At 73.3% G+C, this 12402-nt stretch carries 14 protein-coding genes; 8 read left to right on the top strand and 6 right to left on the bottom strand.

The window, feature by feature from the left end:
• Positions 1-216: 216 nt before the first annotated feature.
• Complete coding sequence (locus ACH4ZX_RS17890) at positions 217-1203, bottom strand: DUF3048 domain-containing protein (protein ID WP_398273125.1); 987 nt, start codon at positions 1201-1203, stop codon at positions 217-219.
• Between the two features lie 322 nt (positions 1204-1525).
• Here ACH4ZX_RS17890 and ACH4ZX_RS17885 point away from each other — a divergent pair, with 322 nt between their 5' ends.
• Positions 1526-2716, top strand: a complete 1191-nt coding sequence (locus tag ACH4ZX_RS17885; protein ID WP_398273123.1) for a zinc-dependent alcohol dehydrogenase — start codon at positions 1526-1528, stop codon at positions 2714-2716.
• A 15-nt stretch (positions 2717-2731) separates the two neighbouring features.
• Here the strand turns inward: ACH4ZX_RS17885 and ACH4ZX_RS17880 are convergent, their stop codons facing one another.
• Positions 2732-3802 (bottom strand): ATP-dependent DNA ligase, encoded by a 1071-nt coding sequence (locus ACH4ZX_RS17880; protein WP_398273121.1) that lies wholly within the window; start codon positions 3800-3802, stop codon positions 2732-2734.
• Between the two features lie 74 nt (positions 3803-3876).
• Between ACH4ZX_RS17880 and ligD the strand changes: the two genes are divergently transcribed.
• Complete coding sequence (gene ligD / locus ACH4ZX_RS17875; protein ID WP_398273119.1) at positions 3877-4914, top strand: non-homologous end-joining DNA ligase; 1038 nt, start codon at positions 3877-3879, stop codon at positions 4912-4914.
• A gap of 122 nt (positions 4915-5036) precedes the next feature.
• Complete coding sequence (locus tag ACH4ZX_RS17870; protein ID WP_398273117.1) at positions 5037-6041, top strand: multicopper oxidase domain-containing protein; 1005 nt, start codon at positions 5037-5039, stop codon at positions 6039-6041.
• A 4-nt stretch (positions 6042-6045) separates the two neighbouring features.
• On the opposite strand, the gene ACH4ZX_RS17865 is transcribed toward ACH4ZX_RS17870, so the two are convergent.
• From ACH4ZX_RS17865 to ACH4ZX_RS17855, 3 genes are all read right to left on the bottom strand, one after another.
• On the bottom strand, positions 6046-6555 hold the full coding sequence (locus tag ACH4ZX_RS17865; protein ID WP_398273115.1) for a transposase: 510 nt from the start codon (positions 6553-6555) through the stop codon (positions 6046-6048).
• Entirely contained in the window at positions 6453-6983 is a 531-nt protein-coding gene (locus tag ACH4ZX_RS17860) for a transposase (RefSeq protein ID WP_398273113.1), read from the bottom strand. Before ACH4ZX_RS17860 ends, ACH4ZX_RS17865 begins: the two co-directional genes overlap by 103 nt.
• 73 nt (positions 6984-7056) lie before the next feature.
• Positions 7057-8010 carry an NAD-dependent epimerase/dehydratase family protein gene (locus tag ACH4ZX_RS17855; protein ID WP_398273111.1) on the bottom strand — a complete coding sequence of 318 codons (954 nt, stop codon included), beginning with the start codon at positions 8008-8010 and terminating at the stop codon, positions 7057-7059.
• A gap of 142 nt (positions 8011-8152) precedes the next feature.
• Between ACH4ZX_RS17855 and ACH4ZX_RS17850 the strand changes: the two genes are divergently transcribed.
• The 4 genes from ACH4ZX_RS17850 (at position 8153) to ACH4ZX_RS17835 (ending at position 10532) form a co-directional block, all read left to right on the top strand.
• Entirely contained in the window at positions 8153-8881 is a 729-nt protein-coding gene (locus ACH4ZX_RS17850; RefSeq protein WP_398273109.1) for a TetR/AcrR family transcriptional regulator, read from the top strand.
• A 52-nt stretch (positions 8882-8933) separates the two neighbouring features.
• Positions 8934-9056 (top strand): hypothetical protein, encoded by a 123-nt coding sequence (locus ACH4ZX_RS17845; RefSeq protein WP_398273107.1) that lies wholly within the window; start codon positions 8934-8936, stop codon positions 9054-9056.
• Positions 9034-9285, top strand: a complete 252-nt coding sequence (locus tag ACH4ZX_RS17840; protein ID WP_398273247.1) for a hypothetical protein — start codon at positions 9034-9036, stop codon at positions 9283-9285. The genes ACH4ZX_RS17845 and ACH4ZX_RS17840 overlap by 23 nt, the downstream gene beginning before the upstream one ends.
• 194 nt (positions 9286-9479) lie before the next feature.
• The gene (locus ACH4ZX_RS17835; protein WP_398273105.1) at positions 9480-10532 is read left to right on the top strand and encodes a LacI family DNA-binding transcriptional regulator; all 1053 of its coding nucleotides are present in this window, start codon (positions 9480-9482) and stop codon (positions 10530-10532) included.
• 43 nt (positions 10533-10575) lie between these two features.
• Here the strand turns inward: ACH4ZX_RS17835 and ACH4ZX_RS17830 are convergent, their stop codons facing one another.
• Positions 10576-11364 carry a VOC family protein gene (locus ACH4ZX_RS17830; protein ID WP_398273103.1) on the bottom strand — a complete coding sequence of 263 codons (789 nt, stop codon included), beginning with the start codon at positions 11362-11364 and terminating at the stop codon, positions 10576-10578.
• Positions 11365-11646: 282 nt separating this feature from the next.
• Between ACH4ZX_RS17830 and ACH4ZX_RS17825 the strand changes: the two genes are divergently transcribed.
• Positions 11647-11907 carry a WhiB family transcriptional regulator gene (locus ACH4ZX_RS17825; protein WP_398273101.1) on the top strand — a complete coding sequence of 87 codons (261 nt, stop codon included), beginning with the start codon at positions 11647-11649 and terminating at the stop codon, positions 11905-11907.
• The last annotated feature ends 495 nt before the right edge of the window (positions 11908-12402 follow it).

Genomic DNA, 12402 nt, shown 5'->3' with positions numbered 1-12402 from the left:
CTGAGCGGTGGTTCCGGTGACACCGGAACCGGTCTGACCGTCTGAACCGGCGGCAGAACAGGTGGGGGCGGGCCGGTCGGCCCGCCCCCACCAGCATGAACGAGCCTGGCCTGCGGAAGCGCGCCCGTCCCTGGCCCCGGGCCCGGGCCGGTTTCCGACCGGTGACCGAAGACGGCCCCCGGTGGCACAGGGCCGGCCTTGACGGACCCGCACCGGTCAGGTCGCCTTCGCGAACACCACCCACACCTGTCCCCGCGCGAAGCCGACCTGCGAGCCGTCCGCGGTCGTGAACCGGGTGCCGTCGCCGGCCCGCTCGCGCGTCCAGCCGACGTCGTAGACCCGCCCGTCGCGCAGCACCTGCGCCTTCCCGGAGCCCACCGTCTCGGTGTACGGCGTGTTGTTGCCGAGGAAGTCGCGGAAGGCGGACGGGCGCACCTTCACGTACTGCACGACGACGGTGGCGGGCGCCACCCGCTCGCCCGCCGTCGTCACCGCGGGCGTCCCGTCCATCGACACCAGCCAGCGGTGCCGGCTCGCCGACCAGCTGAAGGTGAAGCGGGCGGCCGGGTAGCGCACGGTCCGCGAGGACTCCGGCCGGCCGCCCTCGGGGGCGGCGCCGTAGCGGAAGCCGGTCGTCAGCGCGCCCGGGCCCGGCGCGGCGGACAGCAGGCGGCCGGGGCGCAGGTAGAGGTTGTGCGGGGCGGACCGGTCGGTGCCGCGGAAGTAGGCGTTCGGCGCCTCGTCGGGGGTCTCGGGCGTCAACGGCGCCTTGTCGATCAGCGGCAGCAGTTTGTGCTGGGCCCCGGAGAACGCGAGCAGCGGGTCGTCGAACTGGCCGAGCAGCTCCAGATCGGACTCGCGGGCGCTGCGCACCGGCCCCACGGCCTTCGGCAGTCTGCTCGCGTACACCGCCATCAGGCGGCTCAGTCCGCCTTCGACCTGCTCGGCGTAGACGACGTCGGCGGAGTCGAGGCCGGTGTGCGGCCGTGCCGCGGGGGCGTTGTCGATCTTCACGGCGAGCACGGAGCCGCCGGCCGCGTCCTGGCTCGGCGCCGGCGTCCGCGGGTTCCCGCGGCTGTCGTCCTGCGGGTGCCCTCCAGAGCAGCCCGCCATCAGCGCGGCCGTCGTCGTGGCGGCCAGCAGCGCCGCCGCCGTCGCGGTGCGTCGCCTGCGTGCCGTGCGTTGCGTGCTCACCCTGGCCACCACTCCCTCGTGTTCACCGATTGTCCGACAAGGGGGCAGGGGTGGCCATGGCCGATCGGTCCTGATCGCGCGCGTCGGCGGGCCGATCGGTCCCGCGCACGGTTCGCCCCCGGGCGCCCGGGTACCCGGCCGCCATCGCAGACCGGACCGGACGGGACAGGAGCGGACTGGTCCGGACAGGACTGGACGGGACCGGATCAGGCAGACAGAGCCAGATGGAACCAGACAGGGCCGGACGAGATCGGACCGGCGCAGGACGCAGGACGCAAGACGCAAGACGCAAGACGCAGGACAGGCATCGGCGACGGAGGGAGCGGCCGCCATGAAGGCAGTGACCTGGCAGGGCAAGCGCGACGTACGGGTGGAGACCGTGCCCGATCCGAAGATCGAGGAACCGACCGACGCCGTCATCCGCATCACGTCCACCGGACTGTGCGGCTCCGACCTGCACCTCTACGAGGTGCTCACCCCCTTCATGACGCCCGGCGACATCCTCGGGCACGAGCCGATGGGCATCGTCGAGGAGGTCGGCGCCGGAGTGCCGGACCTCTCGGTGGGCGACCGGGTGGTCGTGCCGTTCCAGATCGCGTGCGGCAACTGCTGGATGTGCCAGACCGGACTGCCGACCCAGTGCGAGACCACCCAGGTCACCAGCGAGGGCATGGGCGCCGCCCTGTTCGGTTACACCCGGCTGTACGGCTCGGTGCCGGGCGCCCAGGCCGAGTACCTGCGCGTGCCGCAGGCGCAGTTCGGCCCGATCAAGGTCCCGGAGGGGCCGCCCGACGACCGCTTCGTCTACCTCTCCGACGTCCTGCCCACCGCCTGGCAGGCGGTCGCCTACGCGGACATCCCGCAGGGCGGCAGCGTCGCCGTGCTCGGCCTCGGCCCGATCGGGGACATGGCCTGCCGCATCGCCCGGGCGCGCGGCGCCGGGCGGGTGTTCGGGGTGGACCTGGTCGGCGAGCGGCTGCGCCGGGCCCGCGCGCGGGGCGTGGAGACGTACGACCTCAGGGGCTTCGACAGCGAGAAGGAACTGGTCGCGGCGATCCAGGACCAGACCGACGGGCGGGGCCCGGACGCGGTGATCGACGCGGTCGGCACCGAGGCCCACGGCAGCGCTGTCGCCCGCCTGACCCAGCAGGCCTCGGCCATGCTGCCCAGGAAGCTGAGCGGGCCGTTCGCGGAGCGCTTCAGCGTCGACCGGCTCGCCGCCCTCTACACGGCCATCGAGCTGGTGCGCCGGGGCGGCACGATCTCGCTCTCCGGCGTCTACGGCGGCACGGCCGACCCGCTGCCCATGCTCACCCTGTTCGACAAGCAGATCCAGATGCGCATGGGGCAGGCCAACGTACGCCGCTGGGTCGACGACATCCTCCCGTACCTCACGGACGAGGACCCGCTGGGCGTGGACGACTTCGCCACCCACCGGGTGCCGCTGTCCGACGCGCCGCGCGCCTACGAGATGTTCCAGAAGAAGCGCGACGGCGCCGTCAAGGTGCTCATGCAGCCCTGAACCGGGAGCACGCGGTCAGCCGGGGGAGCCGAGGATCTGGTCCAGGTCGTAGCGCACCGGCTCCTCCAGCTGCTCGTAGGTGCAGCTCTCCGGCGTCCGGTCGGGGCGCCAGCGGCGGAAACGGGCGGTGTGCCGGAACCGCGCGCCGTTCTCCATGTGGTCGTACGCCACCTCGGCCACCCGCTCCGGCCTGAGCGGGACCCAGGACAGGTCCTTCTTGCCCGACCAGCGGCTCGGCGCGCCCGGCAGCCGGGCCGTCTCGTGCGCCGCCTCGTCGGACCAGGCCGCCCAGGGATGGCCGGACACGTCCGCCATGCGCAGCGGCTCCAGCTCCTCGACCAGCTCGGCCCGCCGCTTCATGGAGAAGGCCGCCGACACGCCCACGTGCTGCAGGGCGCCCCGGTCGTCGTACAGACCCAGCAGCAGCGAGCCCACCACGGGCCCGGACCTGTGGAGGCGGTAGCCGGCGACGACGACGTCCGCGGTGCGCTCGTGCTTGACCTTGAACATGGCGCGCTCGTCCTGCAGATAGCGCAGGGTGAGCGGCTTGGCGACGACACCGTCCAGGCCCGCCCCCTCGTACTCGTCGAACCACTGTGCCGCCACCTCGATGTCGGTGGTCGCCGGCGCCACATGGACGGGGGGCGTCACCTCGGACAGCGCCATCACCAGCAGGGACCGCCGGTCGGCGAGCGGCACGTCCAGCAGCGACTCGTCCGCGAGGGCCAGCAGGTCGAAGGCCACGAACGACGCCGGCGTCCGCTCGGCGAGCATCCGCACCCGGGACGCCGCCGGGTGGATGCGCTCGGTGAGCGCGTCGAAGTCGAGCCGGCCCTCCCGGGCGATCACGATCTCGCCGTCCAGCACGCAGCGTTCCGGCAGCCGCTCCCGCAACGCGTCCACCAGCTCGGGGAAGTACCTGGTCAGCGGCTTCCCGGTGCGGCTGCCCAGCTCGATCTCGTCCGCGTCGCGGAACACGATCGCCCGGAACCCGTCCCACTTCGCCTCGTACTGCATGCCCGGAGGGATCTTCGCCACCGGCTTGGCGAGCATCGGCTTCACGGGCGGCATCACCGGGAGATCCATGCCCCGATTCTGCTCGCTCCCGCCCCCGATCGCCCGGTATGCGGGCTTTGCCGGGTGCGCCTACCGTGGCTCGCATGGGCGAAGCGGTGGAACTCGAAGCGGGCGGGCGCACCGTGCGGCTGTCCAGCCCGGACAAGGTCTTCTTTCCCGAGCGCGGCTTCACCAAGCTGGACCTCGCCCGGTACTACCTCGCCGTCGGGCCCGGCATCCTGCGCGCCCTGCGCGACCGGCCCACCACCCTGGAACGCTACCCGGAGGGCGTCACGGGTGAGTCCTTCTTCCAGAAGCGCGCCCCCAAGAACATGCCGGACTGGATCCCGACCGCCCACATCACCTTCCCCAGCGGGCGCAGCGCCGACGAGATGTGCCCCACCGAGGAGGCCGCCGTCCTGTGGGCCGCGCAGTACGGCACGCTCACCTTCCACCCCTGGCCGGTGCGCCGCGACGACGTCGACCGCCCCGACGAACTGCGCATCGACCTCGACCCGCAGCCCGGCACCGACTACGCGGACGCCGTCCGCGCCGCCCACGAACTGCGTGCCGTGCTCGACGAGTTCGGCGGCCTGTGCGGCTGGCCCAAGACCTCCGGCGGCCGCGGGCTGCACGTCTTCGTGCCGATCGAGCCGCGCTGGACCTTCACCCAGGTGCGGCGCGCCGCCATCGCCGTCGGCCGCGAGCTGGAGCGCCGGATGCCGGACCACGTGACGATCCGCTGGTGGAAGGAGGAGCGCGGCCGGCGCGTCTTCGTCGACTACAACCAGACCGCCCGCGACCGCACCGTCGCCTCCGCCTACTCCGTACGGCCCCGCCCGCACGCCCCCGTCTCGGCGCCGTTGCGCTGGGAGGAGGTGGGCGACGCCGACCCGCGGGACCTCGACCTCGCCACCATGCCCGCGCGCTACGCCGAACTCGGCGACGTGCACGCCGGCATGGACGACCACCGTTACTCCCTGGACGCCCTGCTCGAACTCGCCCGCCGCGACGAACGCGACCACGGGCTCGGCGATCTGCCGTACCCGCCGGAGCACCCGAAGATGCCGGGCGAGCCGCGGCGGGTGCAGCCGAGCCGCGCACGCGGGGCGGTCCCTCCCGGTGACTCCTCGACCCCCTGATGCACGAACTTCGTCCGGATCGCGGATAAAACGCCGGATGGTCGGGAAATGTCCCACAGATTCACCACATATTTCCCGCATTTCCCATCCATACACTCCGCAAGAGGGCCGGGGGTTTCCGCATGGACAGACGTGCTTTCAACCGACGGGTACTGATCGGCGGCGCGGCCGCCGCGACATCGTTGTCCCTGGCTCCGGAGGCGGTGTACGCCGACGGGGACGCGCACGCCGACGTGCACGCCGACGGGGACGTGCGCACAGGCGGGGACGTGCGCCCCGACAGGGCCGTACGGACCGCGCCGGCCGGCGGGCGGGTCAGGCACCTCACGGTCTACGCCGAGGAGTTCGGCCGCGGGCGGCTGGGCTACGGCCTGAAGCGGGGAGAGGCGACGATCCCCGGCCCGCTGATCGAGCTCGTCGAGGGCGACACGCTGCACGTCGAGTTCGTGAACACCACCGACGTCCCGGCCAGCATGCACGTCCACGGCCTGGACTACGACGCCGCCAGCGACGGAACGCTCCTGAACCACAGTGCGGTCGACCCCGGCGGCACCCGCACCTACACCTGGCGCACGCACACCCCCGGCCGTCGCGCGGACGGCACCTGGCGGGAGGGCAGCGCCGGGTACTGGCACTACCACGACCACGTCGTCGGCACGGAGCACGGCACGGCCGGCATCCGCAGGGGCCTGTACGGTCCGGTGATCGTCCGCAGGAAGGGCGACGTCCTCCCGGACCGGACGCACACGATCGTCTTCAACGACATGACCATCAACAACAGGAAGTCGGGGCCCGACTTCGAGGCGACCGTGGGCGACCGGGTCGAGTTCGTGATGATCACGCACGGCAATCTCTACCACACGTTCCACCTGCACGGGCATCGCTGGGTCGACAACCGCACGGGCCTGCTGACCGGCCCGGACGACCAGGCGCAGGTCATCGACAACAGGATCGTGGGCCCCGCCGACTCCTTCGGCTTCCAGGTGATCGCCGGGGAGGGGGTCGGGCCGGGGGCGTGGATGTACCACTGCCATGTGCAGAAGCACGCCGACATGGGCATGATGGGCCACTTCCTGGTCCGGCGGCCGGACGGGACGATCCCCGGTCACGAGGGGCACGAGCACTGACCGATCATGGGCGGGTGACGCTTCTGCCGACCCGCAGCGACCTCCAGGCCGTGCTCGACGTCGACGAGTGCCTGTCCGCCCTGCGCGCCGGGTTCCGACGTCTCAGGAACGTTGATCTGCCTGCACAGCGGCAGGGAACGGAGAGCTGCTCGCGCCGGCGGCGGCGCTGGGTACGCACGCCCTCGCCCGGCCGGGCGGGGCGGTGGGGGTGTTGGGCGCGGTTGGCGCGGGAGGAGTACGCCTTGTCGTCGGCGACCGCGTCCGGCCGGGTCCTGGGGCGGCCGGCCCGGCCGCGTACCTGGATCTTCTCCAGGACCGGGATGAAGCGCGGGCGGTCCGCGGCCTGCCCGGGGGTCGGAACGATGGACAACGGGCGGCGGCGCCGCTCGACGGCGAGGTGGACCTTGCTGGTCAGCCCGCTCCGGGAGCGGCCCAGTTCGGCGGCCCGCGGTCGGGCCCTGCGGTGTCGGCGTACGGCGCGGCGTTCCTCCCGCTGGGGGTCCCCTCGTTCCACGGGCCCCTCGCCCACGGCGTGTCTTGCCTCTTTGCTGCAGCCCCTTTTTCCTCCGCCGCGGCCTTCTCCAGGTCTTCGAGGAGCTCAGGGTCGACGACCATTCCTGCTGCATGGTGATGCGCGCGGGTAACGGTCGAGTCCACGCTGACCAGGCTGAGATCGACGTCGTCGCGGGCCGCCGCCTCGGTGATCATCACGTCCATGAGGGTCTGGAAGACTGCGCCACGGGCCCGGATCCGGAATCGGTCGTAGACCGTCGGCCAGGAACCACATCTCCCCGGCACATCCCGCCAGGGGCTGCCGGTACGGAACCGCCACATCACCGCGTTGAAGTAGCTGCGCAGGTCAGGGAGCGGTCCGAACGCCCCCAGTGGCAGGTGCGGCTCGACCGGCTCCCACTCGACATCAGTCAGATCACCACGAGTCACGCAACCGGTCTGCCGCAGCCGGCACCCTCCCGAGGGGGGAAGGATCGATCCCGTGATCTCACCTCGGACAGGCTCAGCGGTGGGCGGCCGGGGTTCGGTAGGAGTCCGCGGTGGCGCTGAGCACCTCGGTCCAGGGGGTGGGCTTGAGCCCGAAGGCGGCGGTGGCCGCGCCTGAGTCCATCACAAAGGGGCGTTCGAGCTGGTAGGCGACCTCGCGCAGAGCCCGTACGGTCGGGTTGACCAGACCCAGCGCCGCCAGCATGACGGCCGGGATCTCACCGACCCTGACCGGCGCGACCCCCGCGGCCTCGGCGAGGTCGGCGACGGCCTCGCGCTGGGTACGGGGCGGGTTGCTGGGAACGTGCCAGGCCCGGCCCCAGGCCCGTTCCTCGCCGCCGACGGTGACCAGCAGCCGGGCGGCGTCCTCGGTGTAGGTCCAGCTGTGGGTGGTGTCGGCGCTGCGCAGCACCTGGATACCGCGGCCGGCCAGCAGCCGCGGCACCACCCGGGCCCCGAGCGGGCTCTCGGCGTGCGGGCCGATGTAGTCGGAGCTGCGGATCTCGGTGGTCCGGATCCGTCCGGCCCGGTGCAGGGCGAGCGCGTCCTCCCACATCCGGGCGCGTACCTGGCCCTTCACCGAGTTGGGGTTGAGCGGGGTGTCCTCGGTCATCGGGGCGGCGACCGCGCCGTAGCCGTAGAGGTTGCCGACCGTGGCCAGGACGGCACCGGAGCACTCGGCGGCGGCCAGCAGGGCGGCGGCGAGCGGGGGCCAGTCCGTGGCCCAGCGGTGGTAGGCCGGGTTGGCGCAGTTGTAAAGCACAGCCGCCCCGGCGGCCAACTCGCCGAGCGCGGCGGCGTCGGTGGCGTCCAGCCGCACGGACCGTACGCCCGGCAGTTCGGCCAGGCCGGCTGCGGCGGGCCCGGCTCCGGAGCGGCTGACCAGGACGACCTCCTCGCCGCGCGCGGCGAGGAGCCGGGTGGCGGCCGAGCCGATGGGCCCCATGCCGACGATCACGTGCTTACTCACGGTTTCCTCCGATGCGCCAGAGAACACTGTTCTCGCTTTTGGCCGATGCCGAGACTGACGCAGTGTCGGGAGCTTGTCAAGAACGGTGTGCTCGTTTGCGTACAGTGTTCTCGTTTTCGCTGCTCCATGCCAGGATGGAGGCATGTCCACCCCTCAGAAACCCCTCACCGCACGGGAACGGGCCCGGATCGAGTTCACCGCGGAGATCAAGGCGGTGGCCCGCGGGCAGCTCGCCGAGAGCGGCGCCGCCGCGCTCTCGCTGCGCGCCGTCGCCAGGGAGCTCGGCCTGGCCTCCGCGTCCGCGCTCTACCGCTACTTCCCGAGCCGCGACGCCCTGCTCACCGCGCTCATCCTGGACGGCTACACCTCCCTGAGCGACGCCGCCGAGGCCGCCTACGCCGCGCTGGACGTGGCGGACGCGGAGCGGGCGGACGCGCTGGAGCGCTGGGTCGGCGTCTGCCACGCGGTGCGGGACTGGGCGCTGGCGCATCCGCACGAGTACGCGCTGATCTACGGCACGCCGGTGCCCGGCTACGCCGCCCCCCAGGACACCGTGGCACAGGCGACCCGGCTCCCCTACCTGATCGGCGCCCTCTTCGCCGACCGGCTCGGTCAGGACGGCCACCGCCCCGGTGACAACCGGCCCGCGATGCCCGACGACGCCCGGCAGTCACTGGCGCCACTGCTCGCCAGACTTCCCCCGGACACCCCGACCGACCTGGTCATGGGCAGCCTGATGGCCTGGACCTACCTCTTCGGCGCCATCTCCTTCGAGCTCTTCGGCCACCGCCGCGAGATCATCGCCGACCCCCGCGCCTTCTTCGACCACGAGGCCCGCCGCCTCGGCACAGCCCTCGGCCTCGCCATCTGAAGGAATGGCGGGGGCTGGCCACCCTCCACGACAAGACAGGGCGCGGGAGCCGTTGCTGCGGCTGGCGGACACCAGGGAAGGGCAGCACCTCACCAGCCTGGGCGCCGACGAGCCCGGCAAGCAGGAACTGGCGGCCGACCTGCTGGAGAACCCTGCTCGTCGTCGACGACCGTGAACTCGCCGCGCGTACGGGCGCCCTGGCGGCGGCCGGACTGCCGGCCGCGGCCGCCGACGCGACCCTGGGCGAGGTGCTGCGGGGCGAGCGTCCCGGGCGGACCGGCGGCGAGGCCCGCACCGTGTACGCGCCGGTGGGGCTTCCCTGTCAGGAGCCGGCCCTCGCCTGGACGGCCTACCGCAGTGCGGAGCGGGACGCCCGGGGGCAGCGGGCCGATCTGTCGGCCTGACCCGGCCGGCCTGCTGGCGTGACCCGGCCGACCCGCCGGCGTGACCCGGCCGGCCGTCCGGCGCGCCACGGCCGGCGGGCACGGTGAGCGGACGTGGCGGGCGGACGCGGCGGGCGTTCGGCGGCGAGAGCGCTCTCACCTCGCCGCCCGTCCGGAGCTATCCTGATCCGCACCCGCCGATGAGGAGCTTGGAAGTGACCGACACAGCGCCACGTCCCACACTGGAGGCCGTGGCCGCCCGGGCCGGCGTGTCCCGGGCCACCGTCTCCCGAGTGGTGAACGGCGGCGACGGGGTCCGGCAGACGCTCGTCGAGCGGGTCCGCAAGGCCGTCGAGGAACTCGGCTACGTCCCCAACCAGGCCGCGCGCAGCCTGGTCACCCGGCGGCACGACGCCATCGCCGTCGTCATCGCCGAACCGGAGACCCGCGTCTTCGCCGACCCCTTCTTCGCCCTGCAACTGCGCGGCATCAGCAAGGAGCTGACGGCCCACGACAACCAGCTGGTGCTGCTGCTCACCGAGGGCCGCGACGACCACGCCCGGGTCGGCCGTTATCTCGCGGGCGGCCACGTCGACGGCGCGCTCGTCTTCTCGCTGCACCTCGATGATCCGCTGCCCGGCCTGATCCAGCATGCCGGTGTTCCGACCGTGTTCGGCGGACGCCCCGGCTGGAAGGACGGCGACGGCCGCGACGACGCGCAGGACGTGGAGTACGTCGACAGCGACAACCGCGGCGGCGCCCGCGAGGCCGTACGCCATCTCGTCGGCCTCGGCCGCACCCGTGTCGCGCACATCACCGGCCCCCTCGACCAGACCTCCGCGGCGGACCGGCTCGAGGGATACCGGGACGTCATGGGCGCCGCCGATCCGCGGCTGGTCGTGGAGAGCGACTTCACCCCGGCCGGCGGCGAGCGTGCGATGCGCCGGCTCCTCGACCGCTGTCCCGATGTGGACGCCGTCTTCGCCGCGAACGACCTCAGCGCGGCCGGCGCCCTGCGCGTGCTGCGTGAGCACGGCCGGCGGGTGCCCGACGACGTGGCCGTGATCGGCTTCGACGACATGTTGCCCGTCGCCGAGCAGACCGACCCTCCGCTGACCACGGTCCGTCAGGACATAGAGGGCATGGGCCGGCTGATGGCCAGGAAGCTGCTGGGCCGCCTCGGCCAGCGGGACGCAGCGCACGGCGCGGGGGACGCACCGGCCGACGTGGTCCTGCCGACGACGCTGGTCCGGCGCGCCTCCGCCTGAGGCAGCCGGCCCGCACTCCGCGACCCGGGCGGGCGGCGCCGCCTCAGGCCTGCGGCGGCGCGCTCCTGATCACCGCGAACGGGGCGCCGTAGGGGTCGGCGAGCTTGGCGAAGCGGCCCACTCCCTCGACGTCCGTGGCGGGCACCCGGACCGTGCCGCCCAGCTCCCGCGCCGCGGCGACCGCCGCGTCGGTGTCCGCGACCTCGAAGTACGGCAGCCAGTGCGCGGTGTCCTCCGACGGGTCGTCGGCCAGCGGGACGACGCCGCCGAACACTTCGTCCTCACCGGCCCCGGCGGGGTTGACGCAGGTGTAGTAGGTGGTGCCGGGGAAGGGCGCCGCCGAGGTCTCCAGGCCGAGCGCGGCGCGGTAGAACGCGGCGGCCGCGGCGACGTCCGGGGTGTACAGCTCGACCCAGGACAGCGAGCCGGGTTCGCCCGCCACGTCGAAGCCCTTGGTCTCGCCGGGCTGCCAGATGCCGAACGGGACGCCCGCGGTGTCGGCGAGGACGGCCATGTGGCCCTGCCCCATCACGTCCATCGGCTGGGCGAGCACCCTGCCGTGCGCCTGTTCGGCCGCCTTCGCGGTGGCCTCCGCGTCCGGGCTCTGGAAGTACACCGTCCAGAAGGGCGGACCCTGCTCGGCGGTGATCTGCATGCCGCCTGCCACGGTCCTCCCGTCGAGCTGGAAGAAGCCGTACCCGCCGGCCTCGGGGCCCGCCGAACGGAACCGCCAGCCGAAGAGACCGCCGTAGAAGGAGGCGGCGCCGTCGATGTCGGAGGTGCTGATGTCGAGCCAGTTCGGAGCGCCGGTGACGAAACGGGTGGTAAGCATTCTTGCTCCTCCTCGCCAGGGTCCCGCTTGTGTGTTGTGCCGAGTCTGACACCGGGCACCGACAACCGCTGCCGCGGCGCCGCGGGCGGAGCGGGCGGAGCCGGGGCCCGGCCGTGGTCACCGTGGGTCACCGCGGAGTCCCTCCGGGTTTCCGCCGCCTCCCGCGCGCCGCCGTGCACCACCGGGTCGGCGCGCGTCACCATCGGGTGGCCGGAGGCCACGCGGCACGGCGTTGATCGGGCGTTGATCGAACGTTTTTCGGCACGCGGCACGATCACGCCCATGCACATCGACACGATCACCCCGGCCGACCTCGCCTGGCAGGCCCAGGCGCTGTGCGCGCAGACCGGGGCGGACTTCTTCTTTCCCGAGCCGGGCAGCTCGGTGCGTGAGGCGAAGCGCATCTGCGGCATGTGCGAGATGCGGCCCGCCTGCCTGGAGTACGCGCTGCGGAACGACGAGCGCTTCGGCGTCTGGGGCGGCCTGTCCGAAAAGGAACGCCTGGAACTCAGACGCGCCCCCCGCGAGGGCGCTGCGCGCTAGCGTCACGCGATACGGGGGCGTGCGGTGGGATGCGGGGCGCCCGGCGCGGTCGGCGCCGGGCGCACGCACCCGCGCTTTCAGCGGTTCCCGTACGGGGCGGGCGCGCGTTGCGACGCGGGCAACGTCCCGGTGGCAGGCGTACACACCCGCCACCGCGGGTTCGCGTCTCGGGGACCACGGTCACCGGGGCCGGCGGCCCCGGACAGCGCCCCGCGGACGACGGCGCGTCGCACCGCGGCCCGCGAGAGGCGATCCGAGCTACGGTGCTGGGCTGTTGCCGGGCTACAGCCTCGGCCGGTCCGGAGTACGCCGGACCGGACCCGCCGCCGTCAGCCCGGCTGCGCGGCCCCGGGGGCGGTCAGCCCACCGGAAACCCGGCCGCCCGTCCGGGGGCTGTCGCCGCGCGAGGTCGCGGGCGGGTGGCGCCCCGCGCGGGGGCGGGGGCTTCCCGTGCGGGTGGCGCCCTGCGCCGGGGCTGTGGCTTCCCGTACGGGG

This window comes from Streptomyces sp. NPDC020490, from assembly GCF_044335305.1.
Lineage (GTDB): Bacteria > Actinomycetota > Actinomycetes > Streptomycetales > Streptomycetaceae > Streptomyces.
The sequence above is the reverse complement of the archived record's forward strand: the minus strand, read 5'-3'. Positions and strand labels throughout refer to the sequence as shown.